This is a genomic window from Clostridium oceanicum, from assembly GCF_039521385.1.
Lineage (GTDB): Bacteria > Bacillota > Clostridia > Clostridiales > Clostridiaceae > Clostridium_F > Clostridium_F oceanicum.
This window is the reverse complement of sequence record NZ_BAAACG010000010.1, coordinates 732,666-755,208: the sequence shown is the minus strand read 5'-3', so window position 1 is coordinate 755,208 and position 22,543 is coordinate 732,666. Positions and strand designations below refer to the sequence as shown.

Sequence of the window (22,543 nt, the reverse complement as noted above, 5' to 3'; positions counted from 1 at the left end):
ATGGAAGTTATTACTTTAAAAGAAGTATTAGAAGCTGTAGAAGGTAAGCTAGTTATAAAGGGTGAAACTGAAGAATATAATTCAGTAAGCACAGATACTAGGAAAATACAAAAAGGAGATATATTTATAGCATTAAAAGGAGAAAATTTTAACGGAAATAAATTTACAATAAATGCTATAGAATCAGGAGCTTCTTTATGTATAGTAGATGAAATATGTTTTAAAAGTGAAGATGTTTTAAATAAATCTTATATAGTTAAAGTAAAAGATACTGGTAAAGCTTTATTAGATTTAGCAAGATATTATAAAAATAAATTAAATATAAAGGTTATAGCTATAACAGGGTCAACAGGTAAAACCTCTACTAAGGATTTAGTAGCGGCTACTTTATCTAATAATTTTAAGGTGTTTAAAACAGAAGGAAATTTTAATAATGAAATAGGTCTTCCTTTAATGGTATTTAAATTGGATAAAAGTTATGATATAGCTGTACTTGAAATGGGAATGAATCATTTTGGAGAAATACATAGAATGGCAGAAGTTGCAAACCCAGACATTGCTATAATAACTAATATAGGCATATCTCATATAGAAAATTTAGGGTCAAGAGAAAATATATTAAAAGCAAAACTAGAAATCACAGATTTTTTTGGAAAAGACAATCTTTTAATATTAAATGGAGATAACGATATATTGTCAACTTATAAAAATAATGATTACAAGCTATATAATATAAGTACTATAGATAAAAGCAATTCTAGTTTTTTTGCAGAAAATATAAACTTAAGTGAAAAAGATGGAAGCTTTGATATCTTTGAGCAAGGGGAAAATAAATATAAAGATTTTAAGATACCAGTACCTGGGAAGCATAATGTATTAAATTCTTTACTGGCAATAGCTTGTGGTAAATATTTTGGCATGTCATATGATGAAATGCAAAATGGAATGAAAAATTTAAAATCAACTTCTATGAGATTAGATATTATAAAAAAAGAGAGCTTTACTATAATTAATGATTGTTATAATGCTAGTCCAGATTCTATGAAGGCAGCTATAGATGTTATGAAAAATGTAGATGGGAAAAGAAAGATATTAGTTTTAGGAGATATGTTAGAATTAGGAAAAGAATCTTTTAATGCACATAAATCTATAGGAGAATATGCAAGAAAAAATGGAGTTGAAGTTATAATTGCTATAGGAAAATTTAGTAATGCCTATAAAGAAGGTTTTATTTCTAGTGAGGATAAAAAATATTTTAAACAATGTGAAACTAGAGAAGAAGCATTTAAATATATAGAAAATATTTTACAAAAGAGAGATATTATTTTAGTTAAAGCTTCTAGATCTATGAGATTAGAAAAAATAGTAGATAAACTAAAGAACATCAATAGTTAAGTTAACTGGGAGGTGAATTCGCTCAAATTTGAGCGATTAAAAATGAATAGAATTGTATATTCAGTACTTTTAGCGTTTTGTATTTCAATATTAGAAGGTCCAGTAATTATTCCATTACTTCATAAATTTAAGTTTGGTCAAAGTATAAGGGAAGAAGGACCAAAAAGTCATAGAAAAAAAGCAGGGACACCTACTATGGGCGGAATTATGTTTATACTTTCCTCTTTAATAACTATGCTTTTGGTTATTAGAAATCCTAGTGATGAAGCAATGGTTGCCTTATATGCATTTATCGCTTTTGGAATTATAGGAGGTATAGATGATGCCCTTATAATAATAAGAAAGAAAAACTTAGGATTAAGAGCATATCAAAAGATGTTACTTTTAGTTGTTGTATCTGTAGCTTTTGCATACTATGCTTCTACTAATCCAAATATAGGAACAGAAATTATAATACCTTTTGCTAAAAAAACTTTAGATTTAGGAATTTGGTATATACCATGTACTGTATTCTTTTTTGCAGCTACTACTAATGCTGTAAATTTAACAGATGGATTAGATGGACTTTCAAGTTCTGTTACAGTTTTAGTGATGACTTTTTTTGCATTAGTTAGTTTTGGAATGGGTCACTATACTTTATCTATATTTTGTGCAGTAGTATCTGGAGCGCTACTTGGATTCATAAAATATAATGCTTTTCCAGCACAGATATTTATGGGAGATACAGGTTCTTTAGCACTAGGGGGAGCTGTAGCTGCTGTAGCTATGATTTTAAAATTACCATTATTGGTTATAATAGTAGGGGGAATATATGTAATTGAAACTTTATCTGTAATAATACAGGTAACATCTTTTAAACTTACAGGTAAGAGGGTATTTAAAATGAGTCCAATACATCACCATTTTGAATTGTGTGGATGGCATGAAACAAAAGTAGTATCTGTGTTTTCTATAATTACAGTTGTATTGTGTTTAATTGCCTTTTTATCCTTATAACTATTCATGGGGAGGAATAAGTTATTATGAAAAAATATAACAAAAAGTTAGGAACTATAGATTTTGGATTATTTGCTATAATTATGGTGCTAGTATCTATAGGAGTTATAATGGTATATAGTGCTAGTTCTTATGGAGCTTTTTATGGTCCTCATAAAGATAGTACTTATTACTTGAAAAAACAAGGAGCAGCAGCTATTATAGGGATAATATTAATGATAGCTACTATTAAAATTGATTACCATAAACTAAAAAAAGTTACTCCCAAACTAATGATTTTAACAGTTATATTACTATGTTTAGTTTTTGCTTTTCCTCCTGTAAATGGTGCAAGAAGATGGATAAGAATTGGTGTTTCTATTCAACCATCAGAAATAGCCAAATATATAGTAGTTCTTTATATGGCCAAAAGTTTATCTAATAAAGGAGAAAAAGTTAAAAGCTTTTGGCACGGTGTTGTTCCATACCTTATAGTATCCGGATTTTATGCAGGTTTGGTATTTTTAGAAAAAAATTTAAGTATAGCTGCAGTTATTATGATTGTTACACTTATAGTACTATATATTTCAGGAGCAAGATCAAAACATTTGTTTTTTGTTCTATTGCTAGTAGGATTAGCAGGGGTAGCTGGTATATACTTTGAGCCTTTTAGAATGAAAAGATTTATGAGTTTTTTAAATCCATGGCAAGATTCTAAAGGAACGGGATATCAATTAATACAATCTCTTTTAGCTTTAGGTTCAGGCGGTATATGGGGAGTAGGTTTGGGTAAATCAAGACAAAAATGCTATTATATACCGGAACCTCATAATGATTTCATATTTGCAATAATAGGAGAAGAACTTGGATTAATAGGATGTATTTTTATAGTTGTAGTTTTCTTATTATTTATATGGAGAGGTATAGTTACTTCAATTAAGGCTAAGGATACTTACGGTACATTACTTGCTATAGGTATTACATCTATAGTAGCTGTTCAAGCTACTATAAATATAGCAGTTGTAACAGGATCAATGCCAGTTACTGGAGTTCCTCTTCCCTTTATTAGTTGTGGAGGCTCTTCCTTAGTATTTAATCTTATGGCTATGGGAATATTACTGAATATTTCTAGGCAAAAGAGCACCTAGGGAAAAATGTTTTTAAAATATATTATATAAAAAGCTTTCAAGTAAATTTAAACTTATTTGAAAGTTTTTTTTATATGGATAAAAATTAGTTAATAAAATACTAGTTTTTTATTATTATCTTTATTTTTAAAATAAAATTTAAAGAAGAAAGTTATTACTTTGAAAATTTATAAGTTTGATTCCATTTATGCAATTATTTATAAATAAATAATTGCATTTTATTAATGTTTATATAGAAATTTAATATTTTATAATTAATTTCTTAAGAATTTCGTAAGAATTATAGATTATAATGGTTATGTGTACGAATAATAAAATAGATGATATTTATAAGACAATAAAATAATTAGATTTTTAAATAAATTATTGAATTTTGTAAATAAATCTTAATGAAATAAATTGATTAAAGTGGTAAAATTAAACTTAGTTGCAATTTATTTAAGTGAGGGTAGGGTACTATTTATGAATAATAATTTATTAAGTACAGATGAATTTATAAAAAGAAAGAAAAGGAAAAAAACTATAAAGAAAACATTATTATTATTTGTATTTTTGGTTTCGATATTTGTAATTTTATGCTTAAAACTTCCATATTTTAATATAAGTAAAATTTCTGTGGAAGGAAATAATAATATTTCTAAGGAAAATATTTTGGATTTATCAAAATTTGAAAAAGGAACAAATATATTTTATACAAATACTAACATAGCAAAAGAGAATATTTTATCAAATGCTTATATAGAAAGTGTTACTATAAAAAAGACATTACCAGATAAAATAAAAATATTTGTAAAAGAAAGAGAAGCTTTATTTTATAATATGGTAGGAAAAAAATATTATATAATATCTAAAAATTCTTGCCTATTAGAAAAAAGGGATAATATTAAGAATATGAATCTTATAAAAGTAGATGGTTTTAATGTTGATAAAAGTAAGATTGGTAAAAAATTAAATTGTGATGATGAAAGAAAATTAGGTGTTTTAACGGAAATAGGAGAATTGCTAATCAATAATAATTCTAATGTAAAATTTACATATTTAGACTTAAAAAACATATTAGATATAAAAATTTATGCTAATAATGTTTTAGTTAAGATCGGTGTAAGTGATAACATAAAAGATAAGCTTAATAAAGCTATAAACATATTGAAAAGAAAAGAACTACAAAAATCCCAAAAAGCTTATATAGATGTAAGTTTTGATGGAAACCCAGTATTTCGCGTTGAGAAGTAGGAGAGAGAGGATTATGATGAAGAAAAGTTCCCAAATAAGTGTAGCTTTAGTATGTAGTATTTTAGGGTTTATGTTAGCCTATCAGTTTAAATCTATAATAAAGCAACAAAAGTCGCTGAATATATCACAAAAGAATACCTCTGATATTACTGTAGAAGTTGAACAATATAAAAAAGATAAAAAAGAATTGGAAAAAAAAGTTGATGAACTTGAAAAGAAAGCTAAAGGATATGAAGATCAGGCCGCTAAAAAAAGTGATTCTACAAAGCATATGCTTGAAGAATTAGATAGGCAAAGACTTATTAATGGTAATCTTGATGTTAAGGGTCCTGGAGTAACAATATACTTAAATCCTAATAACAATATATTTGGAAGAAGTCCAGAAGAACAGTTAACAGATAAACATTTAATATATTTAGTAAATGAATTAAGATTTGCTGATGCTGAAGCTATATCAATAAATGGTATAAGAGTAGTTAACACAACAGGGATAAGAACAGCAGGAAATTATATAATGGTAGATGATACTAGAGTGTCTCCAACTAGTCGTATAACTATAACTGCTATAGGGAATCCAGAAACATTATATGCAGCATTAGAATTTCCAGAATCATTTCAAGATTTTAGAAATATATGCGAAGTAAAATATGAAAAATCAAAAGATATAGAAATCAAAAAGAATAATAAAGTTATTAATTATAAATATGCTAAGCCTGTAGCAAAAGAACAATAATATGATTTTTATTTTTATTTAGGAGGACTAATATATGATCGGTTTTATAGGACTTATTATAGGAATAATAGTAGGAGCTGTTTGGAATATTAACATACCAGATAAATTTTCTCCATACATGTCAGTAGCAATACTTGCTTGTTTGGATTCAGTATTTGGAGCTTTAAGAGCATCCCTTGCTAAAAAGTTTGAAGCAGATATATTTATATCAGGCTTTTTTGGAAATGCAGTATTGGCAGCTGCTTTAGCTTATTTAGGAGATAAAATGGGAGTACCTATTTATTTAGCAGCAGTAGTAGTTTTTGGAGGAAGAATATTTGATAACTTCGGTAAAATAAGAAGAATAATACTTGATAAAACTAAATCACATCATTTAGGTGAAATTGATGAAAAGTAACGAGGCTAAATTATTTATTTTTATAGCATGTATTTCTATTGGAGTGCTTATATCAATGAATATAAGTTTTAAAAAAGTTGATCATAGAAATTTTTTAAATATAAAACAATATCAAGATGCTTATACAGAAAAAAAGAAGTTATCTTCAGATATAAGTAATTTAATAAAAAAATATAATCAATACTTAAAGAAAGTAGATAAGTATATTAAAGGTAATAAAGATGATGATGAAATAGTTGAAGAAGTAAAAAAAGAAATAAATAATAATGAGTTGGATTTAGGAAATATAAGGGTTAAAGGACAAGGAATTAAAATAACAATGAAAGATGGAGATAAAAAATTATTTTCAAAAGTTACAGATCCTAGTGAACAAATGGGACTTATAATACATGATAAAGATATTCTTTATGTTATAAATGATTTAAAAAATGCTGGAGCAGAAGCTATATCAATAAATGGACAAAGAATTACTAGTGATAGTTCTGTTTATTGTGATGGGCCTTTTTTAAGTATTAATGGGGTTAAAATAGTTAGTCCTTTTTATATTAGTGCTATAGGAAATAAAGAAACTTTAAGAGAATATATGCTACGAAGTGACGGGTATTTACAAATTTTAAAATTAAGAAGAACAAATGTAGATTTAACTAGGGTAAATGAAGTAGAAATACCAGCCTATCAAGGAGATATTTATTCTAAATATTTAAAGTCTGATGATTAATTTATTTTATGTAACAAAATGTTGTTGTAATGAAGGATTTTTTAGTTTTATGAAGAATATTATACTTAAAGATTGAGATTAGTTTTATGAATGAGTGGTAAAATATTGAAAGGACGATGTACTTTGGATATAAAACAGAATATACAGGAATTAAAAGATATATTACCAGACGAGGTTAATCTTATAGCAGTATCTAAAACTAAACCAATTGAGGATATTTGTGAAGCTTATGAGTTTGGTATAAGAGATTTTGGAGAAAATAAAGTTCAAGAATTATCTAAAAAAGTTGAACTGTTTCCTAAAGAAGATATAAGATGGCATCTTATAGGACATCTTCAAAGAAATAAGGTTAAATATATTGTAGGAAAAGTTAGTCTTATACATTCTTTAGATAGTATAAGACTCTTAAAAGAAATAGAAAGTAGGTATAATAAGGAAGGAAAGACAGCAGAGGTTTTAATTCAGGTAAATATAGCAAAAGAAGAAAGTAAATATGGAATATATGAAGAACAGTTAAATTCTATGATCGATGAAGTAGAAAAATGTAAGAACGTAAAAGTAAAAGGACTTATGTCTATAATTCCTAAAGGAGATAAAGAAATTTGTAAAAAATACTTTAAACAAATGAAACAAATCTTCGATAAATTAAAAGATAGGTCTTTTAAAAACATAAAGATGAAGTATTTGTCTATGGGTATGACAGGAGATTATGTTGAAGCCATAGAAGAAGGATCCAATATGGTAAGAATTGGACAAGGCATTTTTGGAAAAAGAAATTATAAAAAATAAAGAATGGAGGGAACTAAGATGGCAGGAAAATTATTAAATAAAATGGCAGGTTTTTTAGGACTAGAAGATGATTTAGATGAAATGGATGAAATGGACGAAATGGATGAAACTATTGGAGAAGACGAATCGGTTGAACCAATAATATCTTCTTCAAAAAGAAATAATAAGGTTGTTAGTATACATACCGCTATTTCTGCTAAAATTAAAATAATAAAACCTTCTAGCTATGAAGAAGCGGTAGATATCTGTGATGAGTTAAAGAACAGAAAAATAATAATAGTAAATACTTCAGATTTAGAAACAAAAACTGCTCAAAGGTTATTAGATTTTATGGGCGGAGCTAGCTATGCATTAGGTGGAAGTTTAGAAGAAGTAGAAAAATCAGTATATATATTAGCACCATCTACTGTAGAGGTTACTAATGATCTTAAAAGCCAATTAATATCTAATAAAGGTATTTTTAATTGGAATAAATAATTGGAGGAAACTATGACAAATACAATACTTCTCATTTTAAATATATTATTTAGATTTCTAGAAATAGCTATAATTATAGAAGTTTTCTTATCTTGGATGCCTAAACAAGGTGGTAGAAGTCAACTTATAGAATTTGTTCATGCTCTTACAGCACCACTTATGGCTCCAGGGAGAAAAATACAAAATGCTTTAATTCCCAATTTGATGATTGATTTTTCACCAATAATAGCTTTAGTATTATTGGATATTATAAAAAGGGTAATATATACTATATTATTGTAATATGAGTCAGAATATGTTTTTAAAAGGGTGTAGTTTAGAGTCTAAAGATGTTTTGAAAGATATATATAATAAAGCTTTTCTATCAGATAAAACAAGGAAAAGTATTTATACTGAAAAGTTCTACACCCCAAATATATTAAATTATATTAATAAATTGGACAAGTATTTTGATATAGATATAGTTACTTATGGGATATTTGAAGAAAGCGAAAGAAAAATTGTATGTTTTAATTTGAAAGATTTAGATGAAGTACCTATTGTTCTTATGAAAATCAGCTATAATTCTAAGTTTCAAACTTTAAAACATAAGGATTTTTTAGGAGCACTTATGTCTCTAGGAATCAAAAGAGAAAAAATGGGAGATGTTTTGTTAAAGGAAGATATATGCTATGTGCCTGTTTTTAGGGAACTTTATGATTACATAAAATTGAATTTAACACATATAGCTAAAACTCCATGTATTATAGAGAAGGTAGATTTAAAAACTCAGGTTATACCTGAGTTTAATTTTAAGAAGATTTTAATTAGAGTTTCTTCTAATAGAATAGATTCTATAGTAAGTTCTCTTTGTAATGTATCAAGAAGTAAAGCACTTCAGTTTATATCACAGGGGAAGGTACTTTTAAATTATAACCAAACATTAAAAAAAGATAAAGATGTAACAAAACATTCCGTAATAGTTATTAGAGGGTATGGAAAATTTAAAATGGTTGAAAAAGTAGGTTTTACATCTAAGGGAAAATTGAAAATATTATTTAAAAAATTTATTTGATTCGGGGTGTAATTTAATATGAAAATAACATCTATGGAAATTACTAATAAACAGTTCAAAAGAGGTATTAGAGGATACAATTGTGATGAAGTTGATGAATTCTTAGACTTAATTGCAGATGACTATGAAAGATTATATAAAGAAAATTCAACTTTAAATGAAAAAATAGCTAATTTAGAAGAAAAAATTAACCATTATAATAAAATGGAAGATACAATTCAAAATACATTACTTTTAGCTCAAAATTCAGCAGAGCAAGCAAAAGAAACAGCTCAAAAAGAGGCAGATTTAGTAATAAAAAATGCTAATGATTCAGCTAAAAGAATTATTGAAAAAGCTCAAAATGATGTTATGAAAATAACTGATGAATTTGAGTATACTAAGCAAGAATTCAACAAATTTAGAAATAGATATAAAACTTTCATGAAAACTCAAATGGATATGTTTGACGAGATGGAAAAAGAATTCATCAAAAATTATAATATTGGAACTGCAGTTAGTCCATCTTTTATAAAAGAAAAGGATATAGAACTTAATTTTGATGAAGAGGATATTAATGAAGAAGATGATAGTAGAAATGATAGCAAGTTTAAGGTTTCAGATGTTACTATAAATAAGCCATCTTTAGAAAGTGATGAAAAAGATATTAAAAGTTTTTTTGTAAAAGAAGATTAAATTGATAACTTAGACTTTTGGAATTAATTCCAAAAGTTTTTATATTTAATTTAAAATATAAATTTGATTTAAGACTTTAACCTTGTTATTTTAGTAATATATTCTTTTATTCTTTATTATTGTATAATTTATTAATTAAAGTTAAAATAATAGTATTAGGTTTTATTTATATTATAATCATATTATGGTAAGATTTATTGGTTAACATAATGGGATGTAATAAGTGGTGTTATTAAAAAATATATATTTTTTAAAATATAAGTTAAGTAAATATAAAAGTAGAAAGGAGATGAATAAAGATAAGATAATAGTGATTTTATATAAAACTTTACATTGGAGGATTGAAGTTTAATATGGGAATAACACCTGAAGAAATCATAAATAAAGAGTTTAGAAAAAATATTAGAGGGTATAAGTATATTGAAGTCGACAAAACTTTAGATGAAGCAGCAGAGAAACATGGAGATCTTTATTTGGAAAATGAACAGTTAAAAGAAAGAATTTCTCATCTAAAAGAAAGAATAGACTATTATAAAAAAATGGAAGAGAATATACAAAATACTTTAGTTTTAGCTCAAAACTCAGGAGAACAAATAAAGAAGGTAGCTAAAGGGGAAGCGGATTTAATAGTAAAAAATGCTAATGGTTATAGTGAAAATCTTATAAAAAATGCTAAAAGAAATTTAAACAAAATAACTGAAGATTTTGAATCTGTTAAACAAAAATTCAATAAATTTAGAAATGGACATAAAGATTTTATGAAAAATCAAATGGACATGTTTAAAGATTTAGAAAAAAATTTAAAGAATAAAAATGGAGAATGTAATACAGATTTATCTATAAAAAATGTAGAACATAATTATGATAGTGAAAAAGATAAAAAAGTGGAAAAATAAAATATAAAGTACATTTTAAAGGGGATACTTTATATTTTATTTTAGTTATAGTACTTAACAAGAACTTTTGGGTATTTCCAAAAGTTTTTGTTGAGTTTACTAAGAGTATTTTTAAAATTATCTTTTCAACATTAATATCGATAAAAAATTAAATTACTTTATATCTTATATAAAAACTATTAAGAATATTTAGGTATGATATAATATGTTAGTGTGAATATTACTAATTATAAGCTTATATTTTAAGAATATATTCTTTTGCTTTTAATATATTTTAAGTTTATATAAAATTAAATTTATTTATTAATGTAATTAGTTTAAGTGCTATATAATGTTGATTTGACAATAATTAAGCATTTATGTATTCTATAAAATGATACCAGGTTTTATTAATATGTATTTAAATAAAATAATATATAAATATATCATTTTAGTAAATAGTTTTTTAGAGGAAAAAAGATTAAATTTTGTTAGTTTTAAAGACTGTTATTTAAATAAAAATTTATATTAAATTGTTATTATATGTATGATATTAAATTTTTATATAATATAAATTTATAAATTAAAATAATTAATAAAAAATCTTATAGTAGGGGGACAAAATTATGACAATAGGAATAATAGGAGCCATGGATGAAGAACTAGAATTACTTTTAAAGGAACTTAATATAAAAGAGAAAAAAACAAAAGCAAATATGGATTTTAAATATGGTTTATTATGGGGAAAAGAAGTAGTTATAGTAAGATGCGGAATAGGTAAAGTTAATGCAGCTATATGTACTCAGATTCTTATAGATGATTTTGATGTTGATAAAGTCATAAATGTTGGAATAGCAGGAGGAACAGAAAAGGATGTTTTACCAGGAGATGTAGTAATAGCAGATAGCCTTGTACAACATGATATGGATACTACTGTATTTGGAGACAAGCTTGGTCAGATACCAAGATTAGATACTTTTGATTTTAAATGTGATAGAGAGTTAGTTTTAAAAGCTAAAGAAATTTGTGGTGATATAGAAGGACATAAATGTTTAATAGGAAGAATAGTAACTGGAGATCAATTTGTAAACAGTCCTGAAAAATCAAGATGGCTTTGTAGTGAATTTAAAGCTTTAGCTTGTGAAATGGAAGGCGGAAGTATAGCACAAGTTTGTTATTTGAATAAAAAGCCATTTGTTGTTATAAGATCTATTTCTGATAACGCTAGTATAGGAGCACATATGGAATTTGAAAAATTTATGGGAATATCAATTGCAAATTCTACGAATATACTTAAGAAAATGATACAAAATAATTAAAAGTAGAAAAAACAAAAATTTTGTAGGTGATATTATAGTGGAAAATTTATTAGTTATGGGTAAAAGTGGAGACAGGATAAATGTTAAAGTTAAGAATATTGTTATAGGAGAGAAAGAAAAAGTAATAATATCTGGACCTTGTTCAGTGGAAGATGAAAGCACAATGGATAAAATAGCATCATCTTTAAAAGATAAAGGGGTTCATATGTTAAGAGGAGGAGCATTCAAGCCTAGAACTTCTCCTTATTCTTTTCAAGGATTAAAATTTGAAGGGCTGAAAATTTTAAAAAATATAGGCCATAAATACGATATGCCTATAGTAAGTGAAGTTATGGATCCTAGAGATTTAGATGAATGTTGTAAATACATAGATATGATTCAAATAGGATCAAGAAATATGTATAATTATACTCTTTTAAAAGAATTAGGTAAAATAAAAAAGCCAGTACTTTTAAAAAGGGGAATGAGCGCTACTATATCAGAATGGCTTTATGCTGCAGAATATATAATGAGTGCAGGTAATTCTAATGTAGTTCTTTGTGAGAGGGGTATAAGAACCTTTGAAAATTATACAAGGAATACTTTAGATTTGAATAGTGTTGCTGTAATAAAAGATAAATATAGAATTCCAATAATAGTTGATCCAAGTCATGCCTTAGGACTTAGAGAATATGTACCTTCTATGAGTTTAGCATCAATAGCAGCTGGTGCTGATGGACTTATAATAGAAAGTCACATAGATCCTCAAAAAGCAGTTTCAGATGGAAGGCAAACTATTAGTGTGGAAAAAATAGGTGATATAGCTTATAAAATTAAAAAAATTAATGAAATTTTGTAATTTATGGTTCTAAATATAATTTTTCTTTTTAGTATTTTAGAATAAATATTTTAAATGTAGTTAAAATATTAATAAGCAACTTAACACTTAATATGATGAAAAGGAGCTTATATATGGAACTATACAAAGTGGAACATTTTAGAAATAAGTTATTACAGGAAAAGCAGAATGTAAATAATCTTTTAGAAGATATGAAAAAAAATGAAACTATAAATTCAAATGCTTCTATGAGTACAGAATTATCTAATTATGATAACCATCCATCAGATACAGCTTCAGAATTATTTGACAAAGAAAGAGGATTAGCTTTTAAAGGAAATGAAATGTCATTAATTAAAAAAATAGATGAATCACTTCAAGATATAGAAGAAGGTAGATATGGTATATGTAGAAGCTGTGGAAAAGATATACAAGAAGATAGACTAGAACTAGTTCCTTATGCTAAATATTGTATTCATTGTGAAGATGAAATAAAGTATGAACCTAAGACAATTGAATCAAAACCTATAGAAGAAAAAGTTTTAGGGTATCCTTTTGGATATGGTTATAATGATTCTACAAATAAGGTAGAATTTGATGCTGAAGATGCTTATCAAAAAGTTGAATCTTTTAATAAACTAGACAATATAAATGAATATTATTATGAAGATGAAGAAGAAGGATATGTTGATCCTATGGAAAGCATAAGTAATAGTGAATATAAAAATCAATTACCAGATTAGAAAACTAAAAAATATCAATTTTAATTATTAGAGAGATAGGGGGGCCTTTTTTTGGAAATATTAGTTTTATTACTAGGAATAGCTATAGATAGATTTACTAAAATATGGGCTTTGAACAGATTATCCAAAGGGCCTGATATAGTTATTTTAAAAGATTTATTAGGATTTTCTTATTTAGAAAATAGAGGAGCAGCTTTTGGAATATTTCAAAATAAGCTTATATTTTTAGTTATAATTACTAGTATAGTTATGCTAGGAATTATATATTTTATAATAAAGTACAAGCCAAAATCTAATCTTTTAAGATTTTCTTTAATGCTTATTGTAAGTGGAGCAATAGGAAATTTAATTGATAGGCTTTATTACAATTTTGTGGTAGATTTTATAGTTATACATTATAAAGATGTATATTATTTCCCTACATTTAATGTAGCGGATATGTTAGTAGTTGTAGGCACAATATTATTGGCTATATATATAATAAAGGAAGATTAAATTATGGTTAGAGATATATTTACTATAGAAAAAGAATCAGAAAATAAAAGATTAGATGTGTATTTATGTGGTGTTTATGAAGATAAATCACGTTCATATATTCAAAGTATAATAAAAAAAGGTAATGTTTTAGTTAATGAAAAGATAAGAAAAAGTAATTATAAATTGAAGGAAAAGGATAAAGTAGTAGCTTTTTTTCCACCACCGGAATCTTTAAATATAAAATCAGAAGATATACCTATAGATATAGTATATGAGGATAAAGATGTTATTATTGTTAATAAACCTCAAGGGATGGTAGTTCATCCAGCGCCAGGTTTGTATTCAGGAACCCTTGTAAATGCCCTTTTAAATCATTGTAAGGATTTATCAGGTATAAATGGTATTCAAAGGCCTGGAATAGTTCATAGAATAGATAAAGATACTTCAGGAATACTAGTAGTTGCTAAAAATGATAAAGCACACAATAGTTTAGCTAAACAATTTAAAGATCATTCTATAACTAGAACATACATAGCTTTAGTTGAAGGTATAATAAAAGATGATAAAGGAACAATAGATACTCAAATAGGAAGACATCCTGTAAATAGAATAAAAATGGCTGTAGTAAGAGAAGGAAGAAGAGCTGTAACACATTTTGAAGTTTTAGAGAGATTTAAAAAAAATACATTAATTAAATGTAATTTAGAAACAGGAAGAACTCATCAAATAAGAGTACATATGGCCCATAAATTTCACCCTTTAGTAGGGGATCCTGTTTATGGATATAAAAAGCAAAGATTTAATTTGAATGGTCAAATGCTTCATGCAAAAGAACTAGGATTTATTCATCCAACTACAGGGGATTATGTAGAATTTAATAGTAATATACCACCTTATTTTACCAATATAATAAATATTTTAAGAAATGAATTGAAATAATTTATGAAATATGATATAATTATTGAGGTTTACATAAGAATAAAATTATTATGTTTACTTAAATATTATTCCTTTAATTTGATCCTGTGAGGTCATAAGGCGTAGTTACATACTATAATTTTAGTAATTTATAAAAGCTAATTTTATGCGTCTTTACTTATAGGTAAGGACGCTTTTTATATTTTAGAAAGGAGGATTCTTATGAATTTAAAGGCTACAATATTAGATGAAAAAGGTATAAAAAGAACTTTAACAAGAATTGCCCATGAAATTATTGAAAAGAACAAAGGTGTAGATGATATAATACTTGTTGGAATAAAAAGAAGAGGGTATCCTTTAGCTAAAAGAATAGCAAAAGCTATTGAAAATATAGAAGAAGTAAAAGTACCAGTAGGATCAGTTGATATAACACTTTATAGGGATGATTTAACAACAATAACAGATCAACCACTTATAAAAAGTTTAGAGGTAGATTCAGAAATTAAAGATAAAAAGATTATACTTGTAGATGATGTAATATATACAGGTAGAACAGTTAGAGCAGCATTAGAAGCAATAATTCAAAATGGAAGACCTGCAAGAATACAATTAGCAGTTTTAGTAGACAGAGGTCATAGAGAATTACCTATGAGAGCTGACTATGTAGGTAAAAATATACCAACATCTAGAACAGAAAATGTATCTGTAAAGATAAATGAAATTGACAAAGAAGATTCTGTAAAAATTTTTGAATAATAATTTATATAATTTTAAACAAAATCTTTTAAATTTAGTCCAGCGAGGCTAATAAGGAGGAGTTAATATGAAAAACTATGTAGATGTAAATGAAAGGTTACCACTTTTAAAAACTATACCTTTGAGTTTTCAACATTTATTTGCAATGGTAGGAGCTACAATTTTAGTTCCTATGCTTACAGGAATGAGTCCATCAATAGCATTATTTTGTAGTGGAGTAGGATCCCTTTTATATATACTTTGTACTAAAGCAAAATTACCAGCATATGTTGGATCTTCATTTGCTTTTATTGGACCTATGACAGTAGCATCAGCAGCTTATGGAACTAATGCTATGTTGTCTGGAATTATAAGCGCAGGAATAGTTTATGTACTAGTATCATTTATAATAAGAGCAACAGGAACAGATTGGTTAAATAAATTACTTCCACCAGTAGTTGTTGGTTCTGTAGTAATAGTTATAGGATTAGGTTTAGCAGGGGTGGCTATAAATTGGGCAGGACTTAATAGTTCATTTATGGTTGATTCTATGAAAAATGTACCAAGATGGGCATGGATTGCAGTTTCCCTTATAACATTAGGTACTGCAGTATTAGGAACTATGTATTTCAAGGGATTTCTTGGAGTAATTCCAATACTTATAGCAATGATTGTTGGGTATATATCAGCTTTAGCTTTAGGGGTTATTCCTAAAGAAAGTTTAGTTAAGATAGCAGAAGCAAAACTATTTAGGTTACCACCTTTTATGGCACCAAAATTTAACTTAAATGCAATGATATTAATGGCTCCAGTAGCTTTTGTAACTTTAGCAGAACACATTGGACATGTATATGTAACTAACAATGTTGTAGGAAAAGATTTTACAAAGGATCCAGGACTTCATAGATCAATACTTGGAGATGGAGTAGCTACAATATTTGCAGGATTTGCAGGAGGTCCTCCTAACACAACTTATGGAGAAAATATAGGTGTTATGGCTATAACTAGAGTTTATAGTGTTTGGGTAATTGGAGGAGCGGCAGTAACTGCTATAGTTTTATCTTTCATAGGACCGGTAGCTACAATAATAGAAACTATACCTATGCCAGTAATGGGCGGAGTTAGTATATTGTTATTTGGAATAATAGCTTCTTCAGGATTTAGAGTCTTTGTTGAAGATAAAATTGATTTTAGTAAAAAAAGAAACTTAGTTATAGCATCAGTTATAATAGTTTTAGGAGTAGGCGGAGCTTGTATAAAGTTTAAATTTAATGGTTCAGATGTAGAAATAGCAGGAGTTGCTTTAGCAACTTTAGTTGGAATAATACTAAATTTAATACTTCCAAAACAAAGCAGAACTGAAGATGTTAAAGAAGATATAAATGAAGAAGTAAGAGAAGATATTTCAAAAGAAGCTATATAATATATTTTAAAATTATAAAGACATATACTAGCCAAATGTTTTAGGCAGTATATGTCTTTTGCTTTATATAAATACTATATTAGAAAGTTATATATTTATAGTGGAAAGTTAAAGTTAAACCTATTGTAATATTTTTAAATTTATAAGGAATATAGGGCTTTGTTTTATCTTAGCTTTTCTTTATAATATAATATTTTACTTTGAAAATATAAAATTAATTAAAAAAACAGTATGTATTTTTATAGATATTTGGTATAATTTATAACTGTCTACTTTTATTATTTTATAATAAAAATTAAAATATGATAGGATGATTAATATGAAAATTTACTCTTGGAATGTTAATGGAATAAGAGCTATATTTAAAAAGAATTTTTTGGATTTTATAAAAGAAGAAGAACCAGATATATTATGTCTTCAAGAAACTAAAATTCAAGATGATAAATTAGAAGATAACATAAGAAATATACCTCCATACTATTCTTATTTTAGTTTTGCAAAGAGAAAAGGATATAGTGGAGTAGCTATTTATAGCAAAATAAAACCTATTAGTGTAAAGTATGGAATAGGTATAGATGAATTTGATTCAGAGGGAAGAATTCTTATAGCAGAGTTTAAAGAGTTTATACTTTTTAATGTATATTTTCCTAATGGACAAAAAAATGAAGAGAGATTAAAATATAAATTAGATTTTTATGATGCTTTATTTAAGTATTGTGATTCTTTAGTTGAATCTAATAAAAGAATTGTCATATGTGGAGATTATAATACTGCTCATAAAGAAATAGATTTGAAAAATCCTAAAGCTAATAAAAATACATCTGGCTTTTTACCAATAGAAAGACAGTGGATAGATAAAATAATAGAAAAAGGGTATATAGATACTTTTAGATATAAAACTCCTGAAAAGATTCAGTATTCTTGGTGGAGTTATAGATTTAAAGCAAGAGAAAGAAATGCAGGATGGAGATTAGACTATCATTTTGTTTCAGAAAATCTTATAGAGAAAGTAAAACAATCGAAAATACTAGATAATATATATGGATCAGATCATTGTCCAGTACTTTTAGATTTAGAAATATAATAAATTTATTACATATTAGGAGATGAACAGATGGAATATACAATAATTGCTACTGCAACTTTTGGATTAGAAAAAATAGTAGCTAATGAATTAAAGGATTTAGGATACTTTGATTTAAAAATAGAAAATGGTAAAGTTACATTTATAGGTGATGAAAGAGATATTGTAACTTGTAATTTATGGCTTAGAACAGCAGATAGAATACTTATAAAAATGGCAGAGTTTAAGGCGGAAACTTTTGAAGAACTATTTCAAGGAACATTAAATGTGCCTTGGGGAGATATTATTCCTGAAGATGGTTTTATGCATATTACAGGTAAATCTGTTAAATCAAAACTTTTCAGTGTACCAGATTGCCAATCAATAGTTAAAAAAGCAGTAATTGAATCTATGAAAAATAAATATAAAAAAGATTGGTTTAGTGAAGAGGGTGGAGAATATAAAATAGAAGTTGGACTATTAAAAGATATAGCTACTTTAACAATAGATACTTCAGGACTTGGATTACATAAAAGAGGTTACAGAGAAAGAGCAGGAGAAGCTCCATTAAAAGAAACACTAGCAGCAGCTTTAGTTCTTATAAGTAAGTGGGAACCTTCAAGAATATTAGCAGATCCTATGTGTGGATCAGGAACTATTGCTATAGAAGCAGCTTTAATAGGTAAAAATATAGCACCAGGGTTAAACAGACGTTTTGCATCAGAAGATTGGGATATAATACCTAAAAACTATTGGGAAGAAGCAAAATTACATGCTAAAAGTTGTATAAACAATAAAGAGTTTAGAATATTAGGTTCTGATATTGATGGAAGAGTATTAAAAACTGCTAGGGATAATGCTAAAAGAGCAGGTGTTGAAGACTATATAGCTTTTCAAAAACTACCTATGCAAGAATTTAAATCTAAGAAAAAGTATGGATTTATAATTACTAACCCTCCTTATGGTGAAAGATTAGGAAATCATAAAGAAGTAGAAAAATTATATGTAGATATGGGAAAAACTTTTTCAGATTTAGATAAATGGTCTTATTTTGCAATAACATCAGATCAAAATTTTGAAAAATTATTTGGTAAAAAATCTGATAAAAACAGAAAGCTTTATAATGGAAGATTAAAATGTTATTATTATCAATATATAGGTGAAGAACCTAAAAGTAAAAGAGAGTAAGGACTGTGTCCTTATTCTTTTTTACTTTTTTATAAATTAAATTTATTAGTGAAGGATATTTTATAAATAAATGTATTAACTTTTCTAAATATGAATATTTATAACATAAAAGTGAAATGTTTTTTCAATATAATGAAAAAAATATATACATAATAGTTTGAAAATTATATAAATTTTATTAAAAAATAAAAAAATAGTAACTATTTCTATAATATTGTAAAAAAAACTTAAGTATGATATACTACATAATGGAAAACGTAAGAAAACGTTTTAAAATATTGATTTTAATTTCAATATTTTATAATTTGCATTGGAGGGAACAACATGACAAAAAAAATGAATTTAGGATTAATACCTAAAATTATAGCAGCAATAATACTAGGTGTACTTATAGGAAAATTTACACCAGAAGCAGTAGTAAGAATTTTTGTTACTTTTGGTTCTATTTTTGGTAATTTCTTAGGATTTATAATTCCACTAATAATAATAGGATTTGTAGCAGCAGGAATAGCAGAGCTTGGTAGTGGAGCAGGAAAGCTATTAGGTATAACTGTATTTATAGCTTATGGCTTTACATTAATATCAGGATTCTTTGGTTTTTCAGTTGGTAAAATGTTACTTCCATCTATAGTTGAAAATTCATCTTTAACTAATATAAGTTCTCAAGCTAAAGATTTAGCTCCTTATTTCACAGTAAAAATACCAGCTATGATGGAAGTAACTACAGCACTAATTTTTGCATTTTTATTAGGACTTGGAATATCAGCAACACAAAGCAAGACTTTGAAAAGCATTGCAGATGAATTCCAAAATATTATTTCAAAAACTATAGCAAAAATAATAATACCATTATTACCTCTTTATATATTAGGTATATTTGCTAATATGACTTTTACTGGAAAAGCAACAACTGTATTTTCAGTATTTTGGAAAGTATTTATAATAATAATAGCTTGTCACTTTATAATGATATCTTTACAATTTACCCTTGGATGTATTTTAAATAAAAAGAATGTATTTAAGTGTTTGAAAATACAAGTTAAAGGTTATTTAACAGCTTTAGGAACTCAATCTTCAGCAGCAACAATACCAGTAAACTTAGAGTGTTCAGAAAAAATAGGTATAACAAAAGGAATAAGAGAATTTGTAATTCCTTTAGGTGCTACAATACATATGTCAGGTAGTACTATAACAATTACTATGTGTGCTATGGCAGTAACAATGTTAAATAATAAGCCTGTTGATTTAGCAAGTTTTTCAGGATTTATTGCAATGCTTGGTGTATCACTTGTAGCAGCACCAGGAGTTCCAGGGGGATGTGTTATGGCAGCTCTTGGAGTTTTAAAAAGTATATTAGGTTTTTCAGAACCAATGCTTGGACTTATGATAGCTTTATATATAGCTCAAGATAGTTTTGGAACAGCTTGTAATATTTCTGGTGACCAAGCTGTTGCTATGATAGTAGACAAGATATCAAAAGGAATGAAAAAAGAAGAAAAATCTGAAGAAAAGCTTAGTGCATAATAAAAACTTTAAAAGTAAAATAATTTAAATTACATCCAATACTATAAATTTAGTATTGGATGTAATTTTTAAAGATATATAATTTTAATTTTATATAAATTTTAGTGATAAAATTTTAAACTTGTTTTAAAGTAGGTTCTTTAGGATCTATATATATAGTTTTATTTGTATAATATATTACTCTTCCAGGTTTTGCTCCATTAGGTTTATGAACATTTTTAACTTCCGTATAATCAACAGCTACCTTGTTGGAGCTTTTTCCTTTACTATAGTAAGCTGCTAGATTAGCTGCTTCTTCTAATGTTGTATCTGGAATTTCTCCAGTAAAGTTTTTAATTATAACGTGTGAACCAGGTATATCTTTTGTGTGTAACCATATATCATGTTTATTTGCAAATTTTAGTGTTAAATAGTCATTTTGAAAATTATTTTTACCTACATATAGGTCTATATCATCTGAAGATATAAGATGCATAGGTTTAGATTTTTTCTTTTTCTTTTTGTCCTGTTTTTTTAATTTTATATATTTAGTTTGTATAAGTTCTTTTTTTATATCTTCAATGTCTTCATAGGTATCTACATTTGCTAAGTTTGTTGAAACAGAATTTAAATATAAAAGTTCTTCTTTTGCAAGTTCTATTTGCTCTTTTGAAGCTACTTCAGCTTTTTTTAGCTTGTTATACTTTTTAAAGCATTTTTGTACATTTTCTGATGGAGTTTTGTTAGGATCAAGTTTTATAGTTTCAGTTTCATTGGTGTAGTAATTTAAAACTTCTATTTTTTCTAATCCTTTTTTTAATAAATATATATTTGCAGTAAGAAGTTCACCTTTAATCTTAAATTTATCTTTTTTAGCACAATCATCTAAATTTTTATTAAGTATTTTGATTTTTTTTGTGCATCTATCTACATTTAAATTTATAAGTCTTTGTAAATTTGAACTTTTAGAATTTAATCTATCTGCTTTATCTTTTTTATAATAAAAAGTTTCTACTAGATCAGATGGAGAGTCAAAATTTATTTGATTAAATCCAGATAAATTAGTAAGCTTAAAACAATAAAAATCTTTTACTTTGTTATCCTTAGAATATAAAAAGTAATTAAATTCTTTATTTTTTAATAAATTAAATATTTCTAATAAAGAGTTATAAATATTATTAAAATTTTGTAAATCTAGTTCAATGTTATATTTGTTTATTAATCTAAAATATATTTCTTTAGAAAATTGACTACTTATTCCAATGAAAATTTTGGAGAAGCACTTTTCAGTTATATCTATGTTGTTTTCCTTTATATAATTTTTAAATTCCTCAAAACTAAAGTTAAGAGGATTTAACTTTTGAGATAAAGGAGGATAAACATATTCTATATTTGGAAGTAAAGTTCTTACACTATTAATGTCTGGTGTTATATGTTTTATACTATCCATTATTATAGAATCTCTTTTTCTTATTAAAGTTATGTTACTGTGGCGCCCCATGATTTCTACTATTAATGTATATATACTATTAAATCCCATTTCATCAGAGCTTTCAAAATCTATAAATATAATTCTATCAGTCTCTAATTGTTTTATACTAAGTATTTTAGAAGAATTTAAATATTTTCTAAGTACCATACAAAACATAGGAGGCTTTAAAGGATTTTTTTTAGAAATACTAGTGAAATTAATTTTTGGATATACAGGGCTAGCACTGATTGAAAGCTTATATGTCTTTCTATTGTTTTTTATAGATAATATTATTTCGTCTTTTTCAGGTTGAGCGATTTTTTCAACTCTCCCATTTAATATTTTATTTTTTATTTCATCTAATAGGCTATGTATAAATATTCCGTCTAGTGCCATAGATGTAACCTCCTTAATGTA

At 26.2% G+C, this 22,543-nt stretch carries 24 protein-coding genes; 23 read left to right on the top strand and 1 reads right to left on the bottom strand.

The window, feature by feature from the left end; all coding sequences use genetic code 11:
* The 23 genes from ABDZ71_RS13935 to ABDZ71_RS13825 all read left to right on the top strand — a co-directional run bounded on the left by ABDZ71_RS13935 (position 1) and on the right by ABDZ71_RS13825 (position 20,676).
* Complete coding sequence (locus ABDZ71_RS13935; RefSeq protein WP_343762404.1) at positions 1-1,395, top strand: UDP-N-acetylmuramoyl-tripeptide--D-alanyl-D-alanine ligase; 1,395 nt, start codon at positions 1-3, stop codon at positions 1,393-1,395.
* A 42-nt stretch (positions 1,396-1,437) separates the two neighbouring features.
* A complete protein-coding gene (gene mraY / locus ABDZ71_RS13930; RefSeq protein ID WP_343762402.1) occupies positions 1,438-2,391 on the top strand; it encodes a phospho-N-acetylmuramoyl-pentapeptide-transferase in 954 nt (317 codons plus the stop codon).
* Positions 2,392-2,417: 26 nt separating this feature from the next.
* Positions 2,418-3,518 (top strand): stage V sporulation protein E, encoded by a 1,101-nt coding sequence (gene spoVE, locus ABDZ71_RS13925; RefSeq protein ID WP_343762400.1) that lies wholly within the window; start codon positions 2,418-2,420, stop codon positions 3,516-3,518.
* Positions 3,519-3,980: 462 nt separating this feature from the next.
* Entirely contained in the window at positions 3,981-4,751 is a 771-nt protein-coding gene (locus tag ABDZ71_RS13920) for a cell division protein FtsQ/DivIB (RefSeq protein WP_343762398.1), read from the top strand.
* Between the two features lie 16 nt (positions 4,752-4,767).
* Positions 4,768-5,484, top strand: coding sequence for a DUF881 domain-containing protein (locus ABDZ71_RS13915; RefSeq protein ID WP_343762454.1), 717 nt, complete (start codon positions 4,768-4,770; stop codon positions 5,482-5,484).
* Between the two features lie 34 nt (positions 5,485-5,518).
* Positions 5,519-5,881 (top strand): small basic family protein, encoded by a 363-nt coding sequence (locus ABDZ71_RS13910; RefSeq protein WP_343762397.1) that lies wholly within the window; start codon positions 5,519-5,521, stop codon positions 5,879-5,881.
* Positions 5,871-6,599, top strand: coding sequence for a DUF881 domain-containing protein (locus tag ABDZ71_RS13905; RefSeq protein ID WP_343762394.1), 729 nt, complete (start codon positions 5,871-5,873; stop codon positions 6,597-6,599). The genes ABDZ71_RS13910 and ABDZ71_RS13905 overlap by 11 nt, the downstream gene beginning before the upstream one ends.
* A 123-nt stretch (positions 6,600-6,722) precedes the next feature.
* Positions 6,723-7,388, top strand: coding sequence for a YggS family pyridoxal phosphate-dependent enzyme (locus ABDZ71_RS13900; RefSeq protein WP_343762392.1), 666 nt, complete (start codon positions 6,723-6,725; stop codon positions 7,386-7,388).
* Positions 7,389-7,406: 18 nt separating this feature from the next.
* Complete coding sequence (locus ABDZ71_RS13895) at positions 7,407-7,865, top strand: cell division protein SepF (protein WP_343762389.1); 459 nt, start codon at positions 7,407-7,409, stop codon at positions 7,863-7,865.
* Between the two features lie 12 nt (positions 7,866-7,877).
* Complete coding sequence (locus ABDZ71_RS13890; RefSeq protein WP_343762387.1) at positions 7,878-8,147, top strand: YggT family protein; 270 nt, start codon at positions 7,878-7,880, stop codon at positions 8,145-8,147.
* A gap of 13 nt (positions 8,148-8,160) precedes the next feature.
* A complete protein-coding gene (locus tag ABDZ71_RS13885) occupies positions 8,161-8,919 on the top strand; it encodes a YlmH family RNA-binding protein (protein WP_343762386.1) in 759 nt (252 codons plus the stop codon).
* 18 nt (positions 8,920-8,937) lie between these two features.
* Positions 8,938-9,594 (top strand): DivIVA domain-containing protein, encoded by a 657-nt coding sequence (locus ABDZ71_RS13880; protein ID WP_343762384.1) that lies wholly within the window; start codon positions 8,938-8,940, stop codon positions 9,592-9,594.
* Between the two features lie 353 nt (positions 9,595-9,947).
* Positions 9,948-10,490: a DivIVA domain-containing protein gene (locus tag ABDZ71_RS13875; protein ID WP_343762382.1), complete on the top strand. Its 543-nt coding sequence runs from the start codon at positions 9,948-9,950 to the stop codon at positions 10,488-10,490.
* A 605-nt stretch (positions 10,491-11,095) separates the two neighbouring features.
* Positions 11,096-11,788, top strand: coding sequence for a 5'-methylthioadenosine/adenosylhomocysteine nucleosidase (locus tag ABDZ71_RS13870; RefSeq protein ID WP_343762381.1), 693 nt, complete (start codon positions 11,096-11,098; stop codon positions 11,786-11,788).
* Between the two features lie 37 nt (positions 11,789-11,825).
* Positions 11,826-12,626: a 3-deoxy-7-phosphoheptulonate synthase gene (gene aroF, locus ABDZ71_RS13865; protein ID WP_343762379.1), complete on the top strand. Its 801-nt coding sequence runs from the start codon at positions 11,826-11,828 to the stop codon at positions 12,624-12,626.
* Between the two features lie 113 nt (positions 12,627-12,739).
* Positions 12,740-13,348 (top strand): TraR/DksA C4-type zinc finger protein, encoded by a 609-nt coding sequence (locus tag ABDZ71_RS13860; protein ID WP_343762378.1) that lies wholly within the window; start codon positions 12,740-12,742, stop codon positions 13,346-13,348.
* 51 nt (positions 13,349-13,399) lie between these two features.
* Positions 13,400-13,843: a signal peptidase II gene (lspA, locus tag ABDZ71_RS13855; RefSeq protein WP_343762376.1), complete on the top strand. Its 444-nt coding sequence runs from the start codon at positions 13,400-13,402 to the stop codon at positions 13,841-13,843.
* 3 nt (positions 13,844-13,846) lie between these two features.
* Positions 13,847-14,764 carry an RluA family pseudouridine synthase gene (locus tag ABDZ71_RS13850; protein ID WP_343762374.1) on the top strand — a complete coding sequence of 306 codons (918 nt, stop codon included), beginning with the start codon at positions 13,847-13,849 and terminating at the stop codon, positions 14,762-14,764.
* A gap of 201 nt (positions 14,765-14,965) precedes the next feature.
* On the top strand, positions 14,966-15,499 hold the full coding sequence (pyrR, locus tag ABDZ71_RS13845; RefSeq protein ID WP_343762373.1) for a bifunctional pyr operon transcriptional regulator/uracil phosphoribosyltransferase PyrR: 534 nt from the start codon (positions 14,966-14,968) through the stop codon (positions 15,497-15,499).
* A 67-nt stretch (positions 15,500-15,566) separates the two neighbouring features.
* Complete coding sequence (gene uraA, locus ABDZ71_RS13840; protein WP_343762370.1) at positions 15,567-16,901, top strand: uracil permease; 1,335 nt, start codon at positions 15,567-15,569, stop codon at positions 16,899-16,901.
* Between the two features lie 319 nt (positions 16,902-17,220).
* The gene (locus tag ABDZ71_RS13835) at positions 17,221-17,985 is read left to right on the top strand and encodes an exodeoxyribonuclease III (RefSeq protein ID WP_343762369.1); all 765 of its coding nucleotides are present in this window, start codon (positions 17,221-17,223) and stop codon (positions 17,983-17,985) included.
* Between the two features lie 30 nt (positions 17,986-18,015).
* Positions 18,016-19,152 (top strand): THUMP domain-containing class I SAM-dependent RNA methyltransferase, encoded by a 1,137-nt coding sequence (locus ABDZ71_RS13830; RefSeq protein WP_343762368.1) that lies wholly within the window; start codon positions 18,016-18,018, stop codon positions 19,150-19,152.
* A gap of 324 nt (positions 19,153-19,476) precedes the next feature.
* The gene (locus tag ABDZ71_RS13825; protein WP_343762366.1) at positions 19,477-20,676 is read left to right on the top strand and encodes a dicarboxylate/amino acid:cation symporter; all 1,200 of its coding nucleotides are present in this window, start codon (positions 19,477-19,479) and stop codon (positions 20,674-20,676) included.
* 115 nt (positions 20,677-20,791) lie between these two features.
* On the opposite strand, the gene ABDZ71_RS13820 is transcribed toward ABDZ71_RS13825, so the two are convergent.
* A complete protein-coding gene (locus ABDZ71_RS13820) occupies positions 20,792-22,522 on the bottom strand; it encodes an Rqc2 family fibronectin-binding protein (RefSeq protein WP_343762364.1) in 1,731 nt (576 codons plus the stop codon).
* Between the last annotated feature and the right edge of the window lie 21 nt (positions 22,523-22,543).

Bases quoted from the DNA above. Each gene is read 5' to 3' on its own strand.
- ABDZ71_RS13935 (WP_343762404.1), top strand. From the start codon at position 1: ATGGAAGTTATTACTTTAAAAGAAGTATTAGAAGCTGTAGAAGGTAAG.
- mraY (WP_343762402.1), top strand. From the start codon at position 1,438: ATGAATAGAATTGTATATTCAGTACTTTTAGCGTTTTGTATTTCAATA.
- spoVE (WP_343762400.1), top strand. From the start codon at position 2,418: ATGAAAAAATATAACAAAAAGTTAGGAACTATAGATTTTGGATTATTT.
- ABDZ71_RS13920 (WP_343762398.1), top strand. From the start codon at position 3,981: ATGAATAATAATTTATTAAGTACAGATGAATTTATAAAAAGAAAGAAA.
- ABDZ71_RS13915 (WP_343762454.1), top strand. From the start codon at position 4,768: ATGAAGAAAAGTTCCCAAATAAGTGTAGCTTTAGTATGTAGTATTTTA.
- ABDZ71_RS13910 (WP_343762397.1), top strand. From the start codon at position 5,519: ATGATCGGTTTTATAGGACTTATTATAGGAATAATAGTAGGAGCTGTT.
- ABDZ71_RS13905 (WP_343762394.1), top strand. From the start codon at position 5,871: ATGAAAAGTAACGAGGCTAAATTATTTATTTTTATAGCATGTATTTCT.
- ABDZ71_RS13895 (WP_343762389.1), top strand. From the start codon at position 7,407: ATGGCAGGAAAATTATTAAATAAAATGGCAGGTTTTTTAGGACTAGAA.
- ABDZ71_RS13890 (WP_343762387.1), top strand. From the start codon at position 7,878: ATGACAAATACAATACTTCTCATTTTAAATATATTATTTAGATTTCTA.
- ABDZ71_RS13885 (WP_343762386.1), top strand. From the start codon at position 8,161: ATGTTTTTAAAAGGGTGTAGTTTAGAGTCTAAAGATGTTTTGAAAGAT.
- ABDZ71_RS13880 (WP_343762384.1), top strand. From the start codon at position 8,938: ATGAAAATAACATCTATGGAAATTACTAATAAACAGTTCAAAAGAGGT.
- ABDZ71_RS13875 (WP_343762382.1), top strand. From the start codon at position 9,948: ATGGGAATAACACCTGAAGAAATCATAAATAAAGAGTTTAGAAAAAAT.
- ABDZ71_RS13870 (WP_343762381.1), top strand. From the start codon at position 11,096: ATGACAATAGGAATAATAGGAGCCATGGATGAAGAACTAGAATTACTT.
- ABDZ71_RS13860 (WP_343762378.1), top strand. From the start codon at position 12,740: ATGGAACTATACAAAGTGGAACATTTTAGAAATAAGTTATTACAGGAA.
- ABDZ71_RS13850 (WP_343762374.1), top strand. From the start codon at position 13,847: ATGGTTAGAGATATATTTACTATAGAAAAAGAATCAGAAAATAAAAGA.
- pyrR (WP_343762373.1), top strand. From the start codon at position 14,966: ATGAATTTAAAGGCTACAATATTAGATGAAAAAGGTATAAAAAGAACT.
- uraA (WP_343762370.1), top strand. From the start codon at position 15,567: ATGAAAAACTATGTAGATGTAAATGAAAGGTTACCACTTTTAAAAACT.
- ABDZ71_RS13835 (WP_343762369.1), top strand. From the start codon at position 17,221: ATGAAAATTTACTCTTGGAATGTTAATGGAATAAGAGCTATATTTAAA.
- ABDZ71_RS13830 (WP_343762368.1), top strand. From the start codon at position 18,016: ATGGAATATACAATAATTGCTACTGCAACTTTTGGATTAGAAAAAATA.
- ABDZ71_RS13825 (WP_343762366.1), top strand. From the start codon at position 19,477: ATGACAAAAAAAATGAATTTAGGATTAATACCTAAAATTATAGCAGCA.
- ABDZ71_RS13820 (WP_343762364.1), bottom strand. From the start codon at position 22,522: ATGGCACTAGACGGAATATTTATACATAGCCTATTAGATGAAATAAAA.